The 17,352-nt window shown below is 46.2% G+C and carries 19 protein-coding genes; 3 read left to right on the top strand and 16 right to left on the bottom strand.

The window, feature by feature from the left end:
• Positions 1-37: 37 nt before the first annotated feature.
• From rseP to rpsB, 8 genes are all read right to left on the bottom strand, one after another.
• Positions 38-1,402 (bottom strand): RIP metalloprotease RseP, encoded by a 1,365-nt coding sequence (rseP, locus tag ABWW54_RS04840; protein WP_353410716.1) that lies wholly within the window; start codon positions 1,400-1,402, stop codon positions 38-40.
• A 101-nt stretch (positions 1,403-1,503) separates the two neighbouring features.
• On the bottom strand, positions 1,504-2,667 hold the full coding sequence (locus tag ABWW54_RS04835) for a 1-deoxy-D-xylulose-5-phosphate reductoisomerase (RefSeq protein WP_353410714.1): 1,164 nt from the start codon (positions 2,665-2,667) through the stop codon (positions 1,504-1,506).
• Positions 2,668-2,674: 7 nt separating this feature from the next.
• Positions 2,675-3,475 carry a phosphatidate cytidylyltransferase gene (locus tag ABWW54_RS04830; RefSeq protein WP_353410712.1) on the bottom strand — a complete coding sequence of 267 codons (801 nt, stop codon included), beginning with the start codon at positions 3,473-3,475 and terminating at the stop codon, positions 2,675-2,677.
• Positions 3,468-4,235 (bottom strand): undecaprenyl pyrophosphate synthase, encoded by a 768-nt coding sequence (gene uppS, locus ABWW54_RS04825; protein ID WP_353411597.1) that lies wholly within the window; start codon positions 4,233-4,235, stop codon positions 3,468-3,470. Before uppS ends, ABWW54_RS04830 begins: the two co-directional genes overlap by 8 nt.
• Before the next feature lie 122 nt (positions 4,236-4,357).
• Positions 4,358-4,915 carry a ribosome recycling factor gene (frr, locus tag ABWW54_RS04820; protein ID WP_353410710.1) on the bottom strand — a complete coding sequence of 186 codons (558 nt, stop codon included), beginning with the start codon at positions 4,913-4,915 and terminating at the stop codon, positions 4,358-4,360.
• A gap of 187 nt (positions 4,916-5,102) precedes the next feature.
• On the bottom strand, positions 5,103-5,870 hold the full coding sequence (gene pyrH, locus ABWW54_RS04815) for a UMP kinase (protein WP_353410708.1): 768 nt from the start codon (positions 5,868-5,870) through the stop codon (positions 5,103-5,105).
• 73 nt (positions 5,871-5,943) lie between these two features.
• Positions 5,944-6,822: a translation elongation factor Ts gene (tsf, locus tag ABWW54_RS04810; protein ID WP_353410706.1), complete on the bottom strand. Its 879-nt coding sequence runs from the start codon at positions 6,820-6,822 to the stop codon at positions 5,944-5,946.
• A gap of 97 nt (positions 6,823-6,919) precedes the next feature.
• A complete protein-coding gene (rpsB, locus tag ABWW54_RS04805) occupies positions 6,920-7,933 on the bottom strand; it encodes a 30S ribosomal protein S2 (protein ID WP_502907760.1) in 1,014 nt (337 codons plus the stop codon).
• A gap of 366 nt (positions 7,934-8,299) precedes the next feature.
• Between rpsB and ABWW54_RS04800 the strand changes: the two genes are divergently transcribed.
• Complete coding sequence (locus ABWW54_RS04800) at positions 8,300-9,838, top strand: WS/DGAT/MGAT family O-acyltransferase (protein ID WP_353410704.1); 1,539 nt, start codon at positions 8,300-8,302, stop codon at positions 9,836-9,838.
• Positions 9,839-9,842: 4 nt separating this feature from the next.
• Positions 9,843-10,742, top strand: a complete 900-nt coding sequence (locus ABWW54_RS04795) for an alpha/beta fold hydrolase (RefSeq protein ID WP_353410702.1) — start codon at positions 9,843-9,845, stop codon at positions 10,740-10,742.
• A gap of 98 nt (positions 10,743-10,840) precedes the next feature.
• Here ABWW54_RS04795 and ABWW54_RS04790 read toward each other — a convergent pair whose 3' ends face one another.
• The 7 genes from ABWW54_RS04790 to ABWW54_RS04760 all read right to left on the bottom strand — a co-directional run bounded on the left by ABWW54_RS04790 (position 10,841) and on the right by ABWW54_RS04760 (position 15,404).
• On the bottom strand, positions 10,841-11,170 hold the full coding sequence (locus ABWW54_RS04790) for a hypothetical protein (protein WP_353410700.1): 330 nt from the start codon (positions 11,168-11,170) through the stop codon (positions 10,841-10,843).
• A 182-nt stretch (positions 11,171-11,352) separates the two neighbouring features.
• Positions 11,353-11,604: an FAD assembly factor SdhE gene (locus tag ABWW54_RS04785; protein ID WP_353410698.1), complete on the bottom strand. Its 252-nt coding sequence runs from the start codon at positions 11,602-11,604 to the stop codon at positions 11,353-11,355.
• A gap of 38 nt (positions 11,605-11,642) precedes the next feature.
• Positions 11,643-12,434, bottom strand: coding sequence for a succinate dehydrogenase iron-sulfur subunit (locus ABWW54_RS04780; RefSeq protein ID WP_353410695.1), 792 nt, complete (start codon positions 12,432-12,434; stop codon positions 11,643-11,645).
• A gap of 17 nt (positions 12,435-12,451) precedes the next feature.
• Positions 12,452-14,239, bottom strand: coding sequence for a succinate dehydrogenase flavoprotein subunit (sdhA, locus tag ABWW54_RS04775; RefSeq protein ID WP_353410693.1), 1,788 nt, complete (start codon positions 14,237-14,239; stop codon positions 12,452-12,454).
• Positions 14,240-14,243: 4 nt separating this feature from the next.
• A complete protein-coding gene (sdhD, locus tag ABWW54_RS04770) occupies positions 14,244-14,624 on the bottom strand; it encodes a succinate dehydrogenase, hydrophobic membrane anchor protein (protein WP_353410691.1) in 381 nt (126 codons plus the stop codon).
• Positions 14,624-15,010 (bottom strand): succinate dehydrogenase, cytochrome b556 subunit, encoded by a 387-nt coding sequence (sdhC, locus tag ABWW54_RS04765; RefSeq protein WP_353410689.1) that lies wholly within the window; start codon positions 15,008-15,010, stop codon positions 14,624-14,626. Before sdhC ends, sdhD begins: the two co-directional genes overlap by 1 nt.
• A 199-nt stretch (positions 15,011-15,209) precedes the next feature.
• Positions 15,210-15,404 carry a DUF1674 domain-containing protein gene (locus ABWW54_RS04760; protein WP_353410687.1) on the bottom strand — a complete coding sequence of 65 codons (195 nt, stop codon included), beginning with the start codon at positions 15,402-15,404 and terminating at the stop codon, positions 15,210-15,212.
• Between the two features lie 88 nt (positions 15,405-15,492).
• On the opposite strand from ABWW54_RS04760, the gene ygfZ reads away from it, so the two are divergent.
• Positions 15,493-16,374 carry a CAF17-like 4Fe-4S cluster assembly/insertion protein YgfZ gene (ygfZ, locus tag ABWW54_RS04755; RefSeq protein WP_353410685.1) on the top strand — a complete coding sequence of 294 codons (882 nt, stop codon included), beginning with the start codon at positions 15,493-15,495 and terminating at the stop codon, positions 16,372-16,374.
• A gap of 86 nt (positions 16,375-16,460) precedes the next feature.
• Here the strand turns inward: ygfZ and ypfJ are convergent, their stop codons facing one another.
• Complete coding sequence (gene ypfJ / locus ABWW54_RS04750) at positions 16,461-17,303, bottom strand: KPN_02809 family neutral zinc metallopeptidase (RefSeq protein WP_353410683.1); 843 nt, start codon at positions 17,301-17,303, stop codon at positions 16,461-16,463.
• Positions 17,304-17,352: the final 49 nt, after the last annotated feature.

The raw sequence follows: 17,352 nt of genomic DNA, 5'->3' as shown, positions 1-17,352 counted from the left end.
CTATACAAACAATGGTTATGAACAGTCAGGGTGAATTCTAATTCAATAGCTTAAAAATATCATTATAAAACGCCAACCCCATAAACCCGATCAAAATAAAGATTCCGACACGTTGTCCAACCGCAAAAAAATTGAGCGCCGCCTTCTTACCTGCCACACCTTCAATCAAATGAACCAACAAGTGCCCGCCATCAAGAATCGGAATGGGCAATAAATTCATCACACCAAGACTAATGCTAATAACAGCTAGAATGTGAATATAGTAATCCAAGCCAACTTGAATTGCTTGACCTGCCACATTAGCAATCATGATCGGTCCATTAACGTTTTTATGCGACACTTGCAGGGTCAGCATCTTCCCTAACATTCGCAACGTTACCGTGGACATCTGCCAAGTTTGATCTAACCCAGCCATAAACGAAGCCCAAGGGCCTTTGCTAACTGAGACAAGCTGATCTGGACTGTATGACGTAGGCTTAGGTCTAACCCCGATCACCCCTATCTCACCGCCATTGAACGGGGTGGCCTTAGGCGTGATTAAAAACGTCTTATTGAGTCCGGATCGCTGAACAATTATTTCAAGCTCTTTGCCCGGGTTAGGTGAAATCAAGGTAGAAAGCTCTCGCCATGATTCGACAGGCTGGCCAGATATCGACACAACCACATCACCTTGACGGATGCCCGCGCTCTCTGCAGGAGACTCCGGAGCTACGTGATGTATTTCGCTTGTTATTGGCGGCGACGGGGGCACAATTCCAAGCTGGTACATCATGCTGCCTGGGTTAATATTGTAAATGGGGATGCCTTGAGTCTCTATCGTTACACTCCGAACAGAACCTCCAGATAAGACTTGCATTTCGATGTCGCTTCCCTGCAACACTCGATTCATGATGTAAAGCTGTTGGTGAGCTAGAAAGTCGACTTCGCGACCGTCAACCGAAACCAACCTGTCACCTTCTTTAACCCCCGCTAGTGAGACAGCGGAAGCCAAAGGAGCTTGGCCAAACACAGGATCCAAGCGCTCAACAGTCTGCAAGCCGAGTATCGAAAACAAAAGGATGGCAAATAGGAAATTGATTCCAGGGCCAGCTAAAATAATCAAGCTTCGCTTCCATATAGGTTGATTATCAAACGCTCGGTGCTTTTCACTCTCCAACACAGGCGCGTCAGGGTCGCCTTCTCCGAGCATCTTTACATAGCCGCCTAGAGGGATTGCAGCCACAACGTATTCTGTCTTGTCAACTCCGCCAACCGTTTTCCACAGCGGCTTCCCAAATCCTATTGAAAACTTTAAAACTTTAACGCCCAACTTACGAGCAACCCAAAAGTGGCCAAACTCATGCACGGCCACTAAAATTCCAATGGCTATTAAAAAGCCGACAACGCTGTATAGAAAACCCATTTAGACTGGAGCACCTTTCGCTCAAATATCGTAAACCTACCTAAGCACGAAACACATCGCACTAAGACCATCAACAAGTTGACAATCACCCAAATAAAGAATTAATCAAGCAAGTCTAGCGCCCTACTTGCAACCATTCTGGCTTCATTATCAATGTTTAATACGCTTGCCAAGTCGCTAACGCGCTCTGTTGCTAATTCTTTCATTGAGCACTCAATAACCTTAGGTATATCAGTAAACCTGATTTTCCTTGCCAAAAAGGACTCAACCGCAACTTCATTGGCAGCATTAAGAGCAATAGGCAGAGCGCCTCCTTGTTCCGCAGCCCATCTGGCCAGAGCAAGGCAAGGCATATTAACCATATCCGGCTTACTAAAATCCAATCGCGCAATGTCAGAAATGTTTAATGTCGCCGCTCCAGACTCAATACGTTCAGGCCAAGTTAGCGCATGCGCAATCGGAATTTTCATGTCCGGCGCACCCAACTGAGCCAAAAAGGATCCGTCAATGTACTCTACCATCGAATGAATGATACTTTGAGGATGCATGACCACATCGATTCGATCCGCGGGAATATCAAATAAGGCACTGGCTTCTATTAGTTCAAGCCCCTTATTCATCATGGTGGCTGAATCAACGGATATTTTTCGCCCCATACTCCAATTTGGATGGGCGCAAGCCTGCTCCGGAGTCATGTCAGAGAGGTCCGCCCACTGGGTTCCGAGAAACGGCCCGCCGGATGCTGTCAAATGTAATTTGCGAACACCTTGGTGTGTGCCGTTTTCAGGTAAACATTGAAATATGGCGTTATGCTCACTGTCTATCGGCAGCAACGTTGCACCGCTCTTCTTGGCTTCATCCATGAACAAGCGACCAGTCATAACTAATGGCTCTTTATTGGCAATCAGTACACGTTTGCCCGCCTTAACCGCCTCAAGAGTGGGCACCAACCCAGCCGCCCCCACAATGGCGGACATTATTGTATCGCAGGACTCGGAAACCCCGACAATGGATTGAGACCCTTCCTCTACCAAAATATGCTCAAAGCCATCACGTTCGAGCTCACGTCGCACCGACTCTGCTGATTCTGGGCAGCGCATTACAACTCTTTCAGGCTTGTGCGTTCTGGCCTGTTGAATCATTTCAACTGAGTTAGTATTTGCAGTTAACGCTACAATTTTAAACTTTCTAGGATGGCGACTCACCACATCCAAGGTGCTTTTACCAACGGATCCAGTGGACCCAAGTATGCTTATTCGTTGCATAGAAAACCTACAATACTCCAAGCATTATTAACCCCAACGCAAAAACAGGCACCCCTGCCATCAAACTGTCTACTCGATCGAGGATCCCTCCATGACCGGGAAGTATTTGACTACTGTCTTTTAAACCCACATAGCGTTTTAACTTGCTCTCAAACAAATCGCCCCCAACAGAAACCACGGCGGTCAATAGAACGGTAGCCAACAATCCGACGGCCTTAGTGCCAGAAAATTCAGAAAAAATAGTGGGCACAAAAATCAGCGACACTAATACTAACCCGCCAACAAACCCTTCAACGGTCTTGCCCGGGCTGATACTTGGCGCCAGTTTAGTCTTACCAAATCGTTTGCCGGCGAAATAAGCGCCAACGTCCGCCGCAACAACAGAGAGGAAGAAACAAATGATCCAAATCGGCCCGTTGGTTAGGCTTTTAAATTCAATTAATAGCCAGCCTGCGACGCTGAGTGTAATCACACCAACCGTCAATTTCACCCATTTATTATGGAAGAACCCAAATACATCCGAAAACGTAAACGCTAATAGCGCTACCCAAAGGACACACACAGCTGACACAACCAACATATAATCGAAATCAAACAAAAACAGCATGCTTGCCAATCCGAGGAACAATGCAAATGCGCATATCGCCTCAATTGGCTTGATAATCTTACAAAACCGCAGCCATTCGTAAAAAGCACCCAAAACGGCTACGCTGATCGCAACTCGCCAATACATAGGGTTCGACGCAAACATCGCCCCTAAAAGAACCGCTACTAGGATTACTGCTGTGATTATTCTTTGTTTAAGCATTATTATCAGCCTCCTTTTTCTCTTCTGCATCGACGTGCTGGATTTGATCGACCGCGGTCCCGAAACGCCTATCTCTACTGGTAAACTTTAGCAAAGCGTCGGTAAAAGCGGCCTCGTCGAAGTCCGGCCACAGCAAATCTGTAAAGTAAAATTCAGAATACGCTGCCTGCCACAACATAAAATTACTTATTCTGTACTCTCCGCTTGTACGGATAAAAAGATCAGGATCAGGCTGACCTGATGTTGTAAGCTCATTGGCTAGTGTTTTCTCATCAATATCCTGAACTCGGATCTCACCGGCACTAACCTTCTCAGCTATACGCTTTGATGCCTGCGTTATATCCCATCGACCGCCGTAGTTAATCGCTACATTGAGAGTCAATTTAGAATTATTTTCTGTTGCTTGCATCGCTTGATCAGCGAGCTTTTGGATCCGCCCATCAAATCGGTTTAGATCCCCTATTAGACGCAAACGCACTCCATTTTCATCTAGTTTAGCCGTTTGATTTTCGAGGGCACCCATTAACAGCTCCATCAAAGCATTAACTTCGGATTCCGGTCGGTTCCAATTCTCGCTACTAAAAGCAAAAATCGTAAGGTACGGTATTTCGTGACGCAGACACCCTTTTATCAGACGTTTTACTGCCTCAACGCCGCGTTTATGGCCTGCAACTCGGCTCAACCCCTGGGAATTGGCCCACCGCCCGTTACCATCCATGATTACAGCTACGTGAGCCGGCTTAGGGGTGATTTCTGGCAGCACTACATGACCACCATTATTAAGTTTGCCCCTCAAAAGAGCAAACAGTGCTTTGAGCGTTGAGATCATGGTTTCCGCCTATTCGCCAAGCCGAGCTTGGCGACAGTTCATAAAGCGAATGACTATACGGTCAATATTTCAGCTTCTTTATCTTTAACAACAACGTCTACCTCAGCAACATACTTATCGGTAAGTTTTTGTACCAAATCTTCAGCTCGCTTTTCTTCATCTTCGGATATTTCTTTATCCTTTAGCAGGCTTTTAAAGTCACTGTTAGCGTCGCGACGAATATTTCGTATGGCTATTTTGCCATTTTCGCCCTCTCCTGCTGCAACTTTTACCATTTCCTTTCTGCGTTCCTCAGTCAATGGTGGCAAAGGAATGCGAATAAGCTCTCCTGCGGTCATGGGATTTAAACCTAAGTTTGCCTCCATGATCGCTTTTTCCACTACAGGAACCATTGGCTTTTCCCAGGGCTGCACACCTAGTGTACGCGCATCTTGAACCGTAATATTAGCCACCTGATTAATCGGCGTAGGACTGCCGTAATAATCCACCATTAGATGATCGATAAGCGCAGGTGAGGCACGACCGGTTCTGATTTTAGCCATATCGGTGCGCATCGATTCGATGCTTTTTTGCATGCGCTGTTCAGCGTCTTTCAAGATTTCGTCTATCATTTTGCTTATATGCCAAGTGAATTTCGATCGAATTAAAACAAATTCGTTATTATTGATACTTATCGCTGCTGCCAGCTTCAGGGCTACAACAAAGTTGAGAGATGGTAACAGTTAGTGATTACTAAGGCCATAAACATTAGCGCTTAGCGTACCGGCTCTTGATGCTCTCAACGTTACTAGTCATAGACTAAGAACTGGAAATAACAGTCCCTATATTGTGACCTTGAGCCATTCGAGTGAGGGCGCCTTCTTCATTGATGGATAGAACCCTCATATCCAGATTATTGTCACGACACAAGGCAATCGCCGTTGCATCCATAACGCCAAGACGCTTTTGCAGAACTTCGTCGTACGTCACCCTGTCGTATCGTCTGGCTGCACTGTTTTGCGCAGGGTCAGAATCATAGACACCATCCACTTTCGTGGCTTTGACCAAAACATCTGCATTGATTTCTGCAGCACGAAGGCTCGCCGCTGTATCTGTTGTGAAATAGGGGTTTCCGGTTCCAGCAGCAAAAATAACCACACGTCCCAAATTCAAATGCTTAAGAGCACGCAATCGAACGTATGGTTCCGAAACAGGCGATATCGGAATGGCTGATTGAACGCGTGCGCCTAGCCCAATTTGCTTAAGACCTTGCTGAATTGCCAGCGCATTCATTACGGTAGCCAACATCCCGATGTAATCGGCTGTTGCACGTTCTATCCCTGATTCTGAGGCTGATATACCTCGAAAAAAGTTGCCACCGCCAACAACGATAGCAACTTGTGTTCCTGACTCTACGACGGCTGCAATCTCTTTACAGACGTCATTAAGAGTTTGCGCATCGATACCGAATTTACTGTCACCTTCACTGCCCGCAAGTGCTTCACCACTTAGCTTAAGAAGAATTCGTCGATAACCTTTTTTTGACTCGCCTACAGGTGTTTCGTTGGCTATTGAATCGTTTGGCATTGGGAGATTCTCCTCCTGGTTGTGGTTTTGTAAAATCGATAATGCGCTAAAGCTTAACTAAACTTTTTTAAAGTTAGGCTTTACCAGCTTGAGCCATCACTTCGCTAACAAAGTCATCTTCTTTCTTTTCAATGCCTTCGCCAACTTCATAACGAACGAACTGAACTACTTCAGCGCCAGCTGATTTCAACAATTTTTCTACTGTTTGATCAGGGTCCTTTACGAAAGATTGACCTAATAGCGTTACTTCATTGAGATACTTGCGAATACGGCCATCAACCATTTTCTCCATGATTTCGGCTGGTTTTCCACTTTCTGCGGCCTGCGCAGAGAAAATCTCACGCTCTTTGGCAAGTAAATCAGCAGGAACTTCATCAGAAGAAATGCACACAGGCTTACTTGCTGCAACATGCATGGCGATATCTTTGGCAAGATCTTCGCTTCCGCCTTTGATTTTAGTCAAGACAGAAATTTTATTCCCATGCTGATAGGCACCGACTGTTTCGCCGTCACCTGCTTCAACGATCTCAAAGCGTCGTACAGAGATATTTTCACCAATTTTTTGTATAAGCGCTTGGCGTGCTTGTTCAACAGTTTGTCCACCTTCGATAGCAGCATTCGCTAAAGCATCAATATCAGCAGGCTTGTTAGCCAGCACTGATTGAGCCACTTGTTTCGAAAAAGCGACAAAAAATTCGTCCTTAGCAGAAAAATCTGTTTCAGAATTAACTTCGACAGCGACTCCGGTTGCACCGTCTACCAAAGTCACGATAGTACCTTCAGCAGCGATTCTGCCTGCTTTCTTGTCAGCCTGAGCTGCACCACGCTTACGTAGTTCTTCAATTGCCGCTTCAATGTCACCATTGGTCTCGGTCAACATCTTCTTACATTCCATCATGCCAGCGCCGGTACGCTCGCGTAATTCTTTTACTAATGAGGCAGTGATTGCCATGGTTTCACCTTTCAAATATAGGTTAATCTTTTGTTAAACCCTAAGCCGTGACGTATCTCGGCCTAGGGGAAACAAAATATCATTTAACGATTACAGCTTAAGAAGCAACTTTTTCCTTCGCTTGGGAAATCCACTCTTCTCGCTCTATACGGCCTTTGAAATTCAACTCGCCATCTATACGCTCTACATCTTCAGCGGAAAATTCAGCTATTTGCTTGAATGTAGTAATTCCCATCGCATTAAGCTTACCTTCAATTACCGGACCAATGCCGTTAATGTCAGTCAACTTGTCACCTTCAGATGCAACCACCTCTGCGGCAGGTGCAGCCTCTTCAACAGCCGCTTCCGCTTCTGCAACAGGCTCTGCTTCTTCTACCACTTCGACGTACTCGTTCGAGTCACCTTCTGAAACCGCTGGGCGAATTTGAGCCGCTGCACGCGCCTCAATAATTGTGTCAGCTAGCGCATTTGTATAGAGATCGATAGCTCTAATAGCATCATCGTTACCAGGGATGACGTAATCTACTCCGTCAGGGACACAATTTGTGTCTACCACAGCGATGACGGGAATTCCCAACTTATTAGCTTCAGAAACCGCAATATATTCAGACTTCACGTCAACCACAAACAACGCATCTGGCAAGCCTTGCATGTTTTTGATGCCGCCCAAGCTACGCTCAAGCTTTATTCTTTCACGCTCTTGAGTAAGTGCTTCTTTCTTATTCAATCTCGCGTTCGTGCCTTCAACAAGCGCTGTATCAAGCTCCTTCAATCGACGAATTGAATTTTTGACCGTCTTGAAGTTGGTCAGCATTCCGCCCAACCAGCGATGATTCACGTAAGGTGTACCAGCTCGCTCTGCAGCTTCCTTCACCAGCTTTCCAGCTGAACGTTTAGTACCAACAACCAGAACACTTCCGCCGTTACCAACTACTTGGCCGACATAGTTCATTGCGTCATTGAACATGGGCAATGTTTTTTCTAGATTGATGATATGAATTTTGTTGCGCTCTCCGAAAATAAACGGACGCATTTTAGGTGACCAGTATCGTGTTTGATGGCCGAAGTGTACGCCTGCTTCAAGCATCTGGCGCATAGTAACGTTTGACATATGTACTCCAAATTGTACGGGTTATTACAAATCCGCCCTATCTAGTTCACTAACTCTCAGTCATTGATGCATTTGCCTCTAGCAATCCGCCCCAGCCTGCCATAAGGCAACCTTGAACAAACAGCGTGTAGAATGAGTGAGTTTCTATAACCACCTACATTCTTTTAAATCAAACACTTACAACAACTAAAAGCACCCAGTAAACAATGGTGATAAACGGATGATTTAAGTTGAGGCGCGTTTATACCACAGCCCCCAATAACCAACAAGAATTTTTGGCAAAAAAGCAAGAAATCTAAGCATTGATCCTACCGTATGACTAAAGACAAACTTCTGCGTTATCATGAGCAAAAAAAGGAGTAATTCTTGAAACAACTAACAGGCCTTGATGCTTCATTTCTCTACTTAGAAACACAAAACTCACCCATGCACATTGGCGGTCTTGCGATTTACGACCCATCCACAGCTCCAGATGGCGCAGTCGGCTTCAAGCAGATCATGGAAAACGTTCTTCAGCGCGCTGGCCGAGTTGACAGCCTGAACGAAGTCCTCGTGGAGGTTCCCATGCGGCTCGACCACCCCTATTGGCGATCTGCTGGTAAATTTGACCCCGAGTTTCACATACGACACATCGCGCTACCTAAACCCGGAGACTGGCGTCAACTGTGCATTCAAGCATCGAGACTTCATGCTCGCCCATTAGACAGAGCTCGACCTTTGTGGGAAATGTATATCATTGAAGGCCTAGATAACATTGAGGGCTACCCTCCTGGGTGTTTTGCCCTGGTCAGTAAAATGCATCATGCGGCGATAGACGGCGCCTCAGGCGTTGAAATAGCATCGGCAATTCATGACCTAAGCCCCGACCATGACAACAGCTCAGAGGCCAGTGAAATCAAAACCGATCGCGAGCCCTCCTACATGGAACTTATTTGGCGCTCGCAAATTAACACTATTAAGACTCCTTTACGTGTTTTTGAAGTGGCTAAAAACACCATACCAGGCTTAACCAAAACTCTCACAGGGCTAGCGAGAGGAAAGCTCAAGAGAGTCACAGACATTCCCCGCACTCGTTTTAATACTAACGTTTCTCCGCATCGGGTTTTTGATGCTGTTGAATTCAATTTCAGTGACATAAAGTCGATCAAAAACTCCCTACCCAATATCACCGTCAATGATGTCGCTCTAGCCATTTGCGGAGGAGCACTTCGAAAGTACTTGGAAAGCAAGGACGAGTTACCGCAAAGATCATTGGTAGCCATGGCTCCAGTCAATGTCAGAACTCGCGATCAAGAAGGCACGGCCGGTAATCAGGTAGCTCAGATGACCGTCCGCGTTAGAAGTGACATTTCCGATCCAATCGAAAGACTACTCAAAGTCAATCAAGGCACCTCTAACGCAAAAGAGCTCACAAATGCCGTTGGAGCAAAGACCATGACTGACTATTCTCAGTTCATCCCCAGCACCTTAACTGCATCAGCCGTACGCTTGTACAGCAAACTAGGAATGGCAAACAGAATAAAACCGTCATACAACTGCGTTATCACAAACGTACCCGGACCACAGGTTCCATTGTATTTCACTGGCGCTAAAATGCTTAGCAACTTTTCATTAGGACCGCCTATTGATGGCATGGGGCTATTCCATGGGCTAGGCAGTTATTGTGGCAAGTTTACGATCTCTGTCAGCTCCTGCAGAGAAATGATGCCAGATCCGGCCTTTTACGCACTTTGCTTACAAAACTCTTTTGACGAACTGCTCAAATCAGCAACCAAAGTAACTGAAAAAAAGGTGTCGCCGATAAAGAAGCGAAAGTCAAAGAAAGCAACAAAGGGAACAACAACCCGAAAAAAAACCGCGACACGAAGAAAAAAGACCACCACCAAAAAGACAACAAAAGACTGATTTCATGCCTGAAAAGTACTTAATGGCCAATGGGCTACGCTTCTGCTACGAAGAATTTGGAACCGACAACAGCAACGTCATCGTCCTAATTATGGGCCTAGGAACGCAAATGATCTCATGGCCTGAAGATTTTTGTGAATCTCTTGCCAGTAACGGGTTCAGGGTTATCCGCTTTGATAACCGAGACATAGGTCTTTCACAAAAAGTGGATACGGAAAGAGAAACTAACCTGCTTAAACTATTGCTTCGTCAAAAAATGGGATTAAAGATAAATGCACCTTACACACTTCGGGACATGGCTTGCGACACTATTGGATTGCTCGATTTTCTTGAAATAGACGCTGCGCATTGGGTTGGTGCTTCGATGGGGGGGATGATTGCGCAACTACTCGCGGCCGAGTACCCAGACCGAACACAATCTCTGACATCAATTATGTCAACGAGCGGGAAACCCAACTTACCCCAAACTCCACTCAAGGTGGTAAGACAAATGATGACTCGCCCCAGCATAGCCAATAGGGATGCCTATTTAGATCATGCATTAAAAACCTGGGCGCTAATTGGCAGCCCAGCCTACCCCCCGAGCAAAGAAGAATTGACTCATAAGATCTTACGCTCCGTTGAGCGCTCTTCATATCCAACGGGCTACAGAAACCAAGTCGCGGCAATAATGGAGTCTGGAGATAGGCGAGGAATACTAAGAAAAATTGCCTGCCCCACACTAGTAATTCATGGGAAAGCTGACGTATTAGTCCCCGTTGAAGGCGGCCTAGATACGGCTCACAACATCAGAAATGCGAAATTAGAGTTAATTGACGGCATGGGACACGACCTTCCCAAAGAACTCCTGCCAATGTTCTCAAAACTCATCGCCAAGCACGCGTGCGATGCCGCGAAAACCTAACGGCATTAAGCAGTCGCATTACATGAAGATTTTGGCTGGCCCACCCATTCTCCCAACAGACCACCCAAGGCGTTAACCCAACTTTACCTCTATCGAGACTAAAGAGATTGGTCAGAGACGCCTGGCTTCAACTCATTTAAGCTGTCATCTTTAAATAAGTGAAACGCCTTACTATCAGCAAACGCTACGGTAAACCCGTCGTATTTCCACAAAGTATAGGAGGCGTGTGTGCCTACAGGAGACGTTTTTCGTTGCGGTTGACCAAGCAGCTTCTCAACCTGAGCTTCGCTCTTCCAACGCACGTCTTCGATTGACTGCGCGTGCACAATTTTCGGCGCAGCAACCGAAATTAAACACAAAAACAATATGGAAGCAATTCGACCTTGAGACCATATAGGGACAGGAATTCTATTTCTTAGACTGTTCATAAGCATGTCAGACAAAGCGCCTGAGTTAGAGTTTGGGTGTGTCAAACACTAACAAAGAAGTTATTAGCCTGCAACGAGGGTGTAACCATGCGCGTTCAAGCCTGACATTCAATCACAAACGATAAAAACGGTTTAGAATGACGTTCCTCTTATTGAAAATAGATAATCCTCGACGATCGCTTCTAAGGCTCTGACAAGCCTGAGATTCCTTTTAATTTCTCGACCAAATTCTGCATGGCCACGCTATCGGCTTGGTATCTACCGAACAACCAATCCATGATGATTGGGTCCTGCACTTCGAGCATCTCCTGAAAAACCTTTTGCTCCTCAACGCTCAGATCTGAGTAGTGATTCTGCAAAAAACGAGTGAACAATACGTCCAGCTCGCGCACACCACGACGGCAGCGCCAATGCAGCTGAGTCTCAGTTAACATTGTGCTGCCCATGTAAGCCTCGTCCGACTATCGAAATCTTAGAGCGAACGCTCTGCAATCAGTTTCTTTATTTCACCGATAGCCTTACCGGGGTTTAAGCCCTTAGGACACGTGTTCGTGCAATTCATGATGGTATGGCAACGATACAGTTTGAAGGGATCCTCTAGCTCATCAAGTCGCTCACCGGTAGCTTCATCGCGACTGTCTGCCAACCAACGATAAGATTGGAGCAAAATCGCTGGGCCCAAATACTTATCGCTGTTCCACCAATAACTAGGACATGATGTTGAGCAACATGCACATAGAATGCATTCATAAAGACCGTCCAATTTCTCACGATCTTCTTTTGATTGAAGCCTCTCAGCTGATTGAGACACCGGGGTTTTAGTCTTTAACCAAGGCTCAACGGATGCATATTGCGCGTAAAAGTGCGTCATGTCTGGCACTAAGTCCTTAACCACCGACATATGCGGCAATGGATATACCTTTACATCTTTCTTGCCTCCGGCACACTCTTCAATAGACTTTGTGCAAGCTAAGGTGTTTGTACCATCGATATTCATGGCACAGGAGCCACAGATTCCTTCACGGCAAGAGCGTCGAAAAGTAAGGCTAGGATCAACCTCATTTTTAATCTTTATGAGAGCATCCAAAACCATTGGACCACAGTTGTCCATATCAACATCGTACGTATCAACATGCGGATTTTGATCGTCATCCGGCGACCAACGATAAATGCTGAATGTTCTAACATTGCCAGCACCTTCAGGTGCTGGATAGTGCTTGCCTTTTTTGACCTTTGAATTTTTAGGTAAACTAAATTCCGCCATTTCTATTCTCCCAACCGTTAATAAACACGAGGTTTCGGTTTCACGTATTCAACTTCATCAGTCATGGTGTAATCATGAACCGGCCGATAATCGATTTTGGTATTGTGATTTTCATCACACCAGGTCAATGTATGTTTCATCCAGTTTTCATCATCACGATCTTCTATGTCATCTCGGGCATGCGCTCCGCGACTCTCATCGCGGTTTGCCGCCGAGTTTATGGTAACCACAGCCTGGCTCAATAAATTTTCCAACTCCAAAGTCTCGATTAGATCGGTGTTCCAGATCAGACCTCTATCTGAAGTTTTAACATCCGAAAACGATGCAGCTGTGGCAGCGAGCTTTTCGACCCCTTGCCCCATCACTTCACCAGTACGAAAAACCGCACAGTGTGCCTGCATTGTGCGCTGCATTTCCAAGCGTATTTCAGCCGTTGACTTTGAACCATCGGCAAACCGTAACTTATCAAGCCGCTCCAGAGTGGCTTCACCAGCGTTCTCAGAAATACTTGGCATTGGCTCACTGGGGTCAACTGTTTCTTTCGCTCTTAGCGCTGCTGCACGACCGAACACAATCAAATCAAGAAGAGAGTTAGACCCTAATCTATTTGCACCATGCACCGACACACAAGCTGCCTCTCCAATCGCCATCAAACCTGGCACAACACTATCTGGGTTACCCTCTTTTAGTGTTACGACTTCGCCATGGTAATTCGTCGGGATACCGCCCATATTGTAGTGGACGGTGGGCAACACAGGAATCGGCTCTTTCGTGACGTCGACTCCGGCAAAAATCTGTGCAGACTCGGAAATACCTGGCAGCCTTTCTTCAAGCAGTTCCGCTCCAAGATGCTCTAAATGCAGGTAGATATGATCCGCATCAGGGCCAACTCCGCGGCCTTCATTAATCTCTATCGTCATTGACCTAGAAACAACATCTCGGGATGCCAAGTCTTTGGCATTAGGAGCATAGCGCTCCATGAATCTCTCACCTTCGGAGTTTGTTAAATAGCCACCTTCACCACGCGCGCCTTCAGTAATCAAGCATCCTGCACCGTAAATACCGGTAGGATGAAACTGTACAAACTCCATGTCTTGTAATGGCAATCCAGCTCTGAGCACCATCGCATTACCATCGCCAGTACAGGTATGAGCCGACGTAGCAGAGAAATACGCTCTGCCGTATCCCCCAGTAGCGAGAACAACCTGCTTAGCTCGATAACGATGGATAATGCCAGTTGCCATGTCTATCGCGATAACGCCACGACATTCGCCATCCTCCATTATTAAATCAAGCGCGAAGAATTCAATGAAAAATTGCGCATCATGCTTAAGCGCTTGCTGATAAAGCGTGTGCAGTATGGCATGCCCTGTTCTATCCGCAGCCGCACACGTTCGCATGGCTTGACCCTCGCCATAATGCGTGGTCATTCCACCAAAAGCGCGTTGATAGATTTTTCCTTCTTCGGTACGAGAGAACGGGACTCCGTAATGTTCCAACTCATAAACAGCCGCTGGCGCGTTACGACACATATACTCAATTGCATCTTGATCCCCTAACCAATCAGAGCCTTTGACCGTGTCATACATATGAAATCGCCAGTCATCTTCCCCCATGTTTCCGAGGGCCGCCGACATGCCACCTTGGGCAGCGACGGTATGCGAACGAGTCGGAAAAACCTTGGTTAGGCATGCCGTTGAAAGACCTGCCGCGGCCATCCCGAAAGTAGCACGTAATCCAGCACCACCAGCACCTACCACAACAACATCAAATGAGTGGTCTATAATTTTGTAATCGCCTTTCACTGCATTAGCCTCCTAAAGCAACTTTTAAGACAGAAATAGTCGCTAAAACCGCCAACACTGCAGCTGAAAATTTAACGATTAATAATAAAGTCAGATTCATCCACTTTGTGTGGACATAGTCCTCAATCACGACCTGAAGGCCTGTCTGAGCATGAAACAACATCGCAAGCACGAACACTAACATTAGCGTCGCGTTGAGTGGCGAACTCAGCCAAGCCGTGGCGACATCGTAGCCACCGTTCATCAAACATAATATTGAGTAGACGAACCACAAGCACAGTGGAACCAAAGCTATCGCAGTTACACGTTGCCACCACCAATGTGAGAACCCGTGCTTAGCAGAACCTAGTCCGATTGCCTCGGAACGTGGGCTTCGTAAATTCATTAGGCTCCTCCTGATAAAGCAGTAACGACGGTAATCACGGTCAAAATCGTTGAAGATATTAGGACCGCATAGCCTGATTTGTGTAGATTTTCTAAGTCAAATCCTTTACCGATATCCCAGAAAAGATGACGGATACCATTGCATAGATGATAAAACATGGCAAAGGTCCAACCAAGCAAGCACAGTTGAACGAACCAGTGACTGAAACACTCTTGAAGCGCAATGTATTCCGTTGGGCCTGCGGCGAGTTTCATCAGCCAATACACCAACAAGGGTGCTCCTAAGGCTAGGAAAACGCCTGAACCGCGATGCAATATTGACAGCATCGAAGTCATTTGAGGTCGATAGACCTGAAGGTGTGGGGATAAGGGTCTTTCTTTTTGCATATCCGAAGTACTCAATGTGAATCGTGGATAGAAGTCTCAGGTTTAGCTCGCAATCGTAAAAAGGCATGTTCGCCAAACTGGGCGCATTTTACCCTAACTCACGCATTACGGGTGTGTAATCTGCGCTCTAAATAACGTTTATTTATCAGAATTATCTCAATTTGCGCGCTATTTAAGAACGGTTCTCAACTAGCAACATCTAAAAGTCGTAACAACGTCCCTTTGACTCCCAATCACCATACCGGGTTGGCTCAAGCCCTTTGGCTCCACCAATTTCCTTTTCGGAGTTCGTAACAACCTCTTCTCCACTTTTTTTGAGGTCGACGTCGCCACTTTTTAAACCAGGATCGGCTTCCACCTTGATTGAACCGGGTTTCTCTTTCGTTTTTTGCATTTCACACACCGTATAGCTCATGATTTTTACCAACGCCAATGATAGCATGCATGGCTACCTTGAATTCACAGACGCGCAGGCGCGACCTATGGAAAAACTTTCTCATTTAAAACTTGTAAAGGTGACTGGCCGTGACGCCACTACTTTTTTGCAAGGACAGCTGACCAATGACATAACCGCACTCAAAGAAGACTGGCACTACTCTGCCTATTGCACCCCAAAAGGCAGAGCACTCGCCGTGTTCTTGGTCTGGCGCTCAAATGACGATATATTTTTGCTGTTAGAGGAAAGCGTCAAAGAGTCGGTCTTAAAACGTCTCAAGATGTACGTCATGCGCAGCCAGGTGACTTTTGAAGATGTCGATGTTGACATCTTGGGCGTTTTTGAGTCGGAGATCGTGTCATCCACACATGTAGAGCTTTCAACTGGCCAAGATAAACACACAGCGACGATCACTCAAGACACTTGGTTTTTGCACCTGGGTGGCCGCGCGATTGCAATTGATTTTAAAGGCGGTTTTCAAAGCTTGTACTCAGGCGAAGACGAAAAAGCGAAAAACTGGTTGTTCTTCGACATCCAGGAATGCCTCCCTAGAGTGTCGAATCTGAGCAGCGAGCTTTTTATTCCTCAAATGCTAAATTTAGATCTATTAAACGGGATCAGCTTCAAGAAAGGTTGTTACACTGGCCAAGAAATCATTGCCCGAATGAAGTATTTGGGCAAACTAAAGCAGAGAATGTTTGTGTGCAAGGTGTTGTCAGACAAGCTAGCAATAATCGGAGCCAAAGTTGTTGACGATGATGGTAAAGTTGTGGGCAATGTGGCCAACAGCGAGGCGTCGAGTCAACAGGCAAACCAACACATCACGGCGGTTCTGAGAGTTGATAATATCAACAACGGATTAACGGTTGAAAATGGGCCGAGACTTGAGGTTTCGAAGCAACAGCCTTATCCCTTAGAACAGCGATAGTGCGCCCTTAGCTTGAAAGAATAGTCAGCAAAAAAACAAGAGTTTGTAGTGATATATCGAAAATCCCTACAAACTCAAAAGAAGCCTTAGTCAAACGTTTGACAGGAATTAATCGATCCTGTTTTCATACCTTGCTGAAACCAGTGCATCCTCTCTTTAGAGCTGCCGTGCGTGAAATTTTCACGTCGTGGCGGCATACCAGCTCTTGACATTATCGTATCATCGCCCACAGCGGCGGCGGCACTAAAACCCTCTTCTATATCGCCTTGCTCCAATATGCTGGAACGGCGTTCTGTGTGATTAATCCAGATGCCCGCCAAGCAGTCAGCCTGCAATTCCATTTTCACCGAAAGGCCGTTTGCAACCGCTTTGCTTGCCCGAGCCTGCTTTTGCCGCACATCACTAGCCACGCCGATGAGATTTTGAATATGATGCCCAACTTCATGCGCAATCACGTAAGCAAACGCGAAATCGCCAGGCGCGCCCATTTTCTTTAGTTCATTCATAAAACTTAAATCAATATAAATTTTATAATCACCAGGGCAATAAAATGGACCTGATGCAGCTTGCCCGACACCACAAGCTGTTGGCGTTCGACCCTCATATAAGACCAGTTTGGGTGCTTGATATGATGAGCCAGACTCGGCAAAGACGGCATTCCAAGTATCTTCAGTTTCAGCAAGAATCGTGCTCACAAACTGCTTATTTTGATCATTTGATGCCTGAGTTGTTGTTGGTTGTGATTGCTGAGACACCTGCCCATTGCCCACAAAAAGAGACAATACCTTTTGCACATCCTCACCGAAAAACAATCCAGCCAGAACCAGTAAAATCATGGCGCCCCCCCCGGCTCCACGCTTGCTTCGTAGCATACCTTGACCTCTACGGTCTTCTACATTTGAACTTTGACGACGGCCTCTCCAGCGCATGGAACTCCCCTATTCTGAAAATTAAGTTGGACTACCTTTACAGTAGCTG

Source organism: Arenicella sp. 4NH20-0111 (assembly GCF_040366405.1).
Classification (GTDB): Bacteria; Pseudomonadota; Gammaproteobacteria; order Arenicellales; family Arenicellaceae; genus Arenicella.
Note: the sequence above shows the minus strand (reverse complement) of the source record. Positions and strands in the feature narration are given on the sequence as shown.

Bases quoted from the DNA above. Each gene is read 5' to 3' on its own strand.
- rseP (WP_353410716.1), bottom strand. From the start codon at position 1,402: ATGGGTTTTCTATACAGCGTTGTCGGCTTTTTAATAGCCATTGGAATT.
- ABWW54_RS04835 (WP_353410714.1), bottom strand. From the start codon at position 2,667: ATGCAACGAATAAGCATACTTGGGTCCACTGGATCCGTTGGTAAAAGC.
- ABWW54_RS04830 (WP_353410712.1), bottom strand. From the start codon at position 3,475: ATGCTTAAACAAAGAATAATCACAGCAGTAATCCTAGTAGCGGTTCTT.
- frr (WP_353410710.1), bottom strand. From the start codon at position 4,915: ATGATAGACGAAATCTTGAAAGACGCTGAACAGCGCATGCAAAAAAGC.
- pyrH (WP_353410708.1), bottom strand. From the start codon at position 5,870: ATGCCAAACGATTCAATAGCCAACGAAACACCTGTAGGCGAGTCAAAA.
- tsf (WP_353410706.1), bottom strand. From the start codon at position 6,822: ATGGCAATCACTGCCTCATTAGTAAAAGAATTACGCGAGCGTACCGGC.
- rpsB (WP_502907760.1), bottom strand. From the start codon at position 7,933: ATGTCAAACGTTACTATGCGCCAGATGCTTGAAGCAGGCGTACACTTC.
- ABWW54_RS04795 (WP_353410702.1), top strand. From the start codon at position 9,843: ATGCCTGAAAAGTACTTAATGGCCAATGGGCTACGCTTCTGCTACGAA.
- ABWW54_RS04790 (WP_353410700.1), bottom strand. From the start codon at position 11,170: ATGAACAGTCTAAGAAATAGAATTCCTGTCCCTATATGGTCTCAAGGT.
- ABWW54_RS04785 (WP_353410698.1), bottom strand. From the start codon at position 11,604: ATGTTAACTGAGACTCAGCTGCATTGGCGCTGCCGTCGTGGTGTGCGC.
- ABWW54_RS04780 (WP_353410695.1), bottom strand. From the start codon at position 12,434: ATGGCGGAATTTAGTTTACCTAAAAATTCAAAGGTCAAAAAAGGCAAG.
- sdhD (WP_353410691.1), bottom strand. From the start codon at position 14,624: ATGAATTTACGAAGCCCACGTTCCGAGGCAATCGGACTAGGTTCTGCT.
- sdhC (WP_353410689.1), bottom strand. From the start codon at position 15,010: ATGCAAAAAGAAAGACCCTTATCCCCACACCTTCAGGTCTATCGACCT.
- ABWW54_RS04760 (WP_353410687.1), bottom strand. From the start codon at position 15,404: ATGCAAAAAACGAAAGAGAAACCCGGTTCAATCAAGGTGGAAGCCGAT.
- ygfZ (WP_353410685.1), top strand. From the start codon at position 15,493: ATGGAAAAACTTTCTCATTTAAAACTTGTAAAGGTGACTGGCCGTGAC.
- ypfJ (WP_353410683.1), bottom strand. From the start codon at position 17,303: ATGCGCTGGAGAGGCCGTCGTCAAAGTTCAAATGTAGAAGACCGTAGA.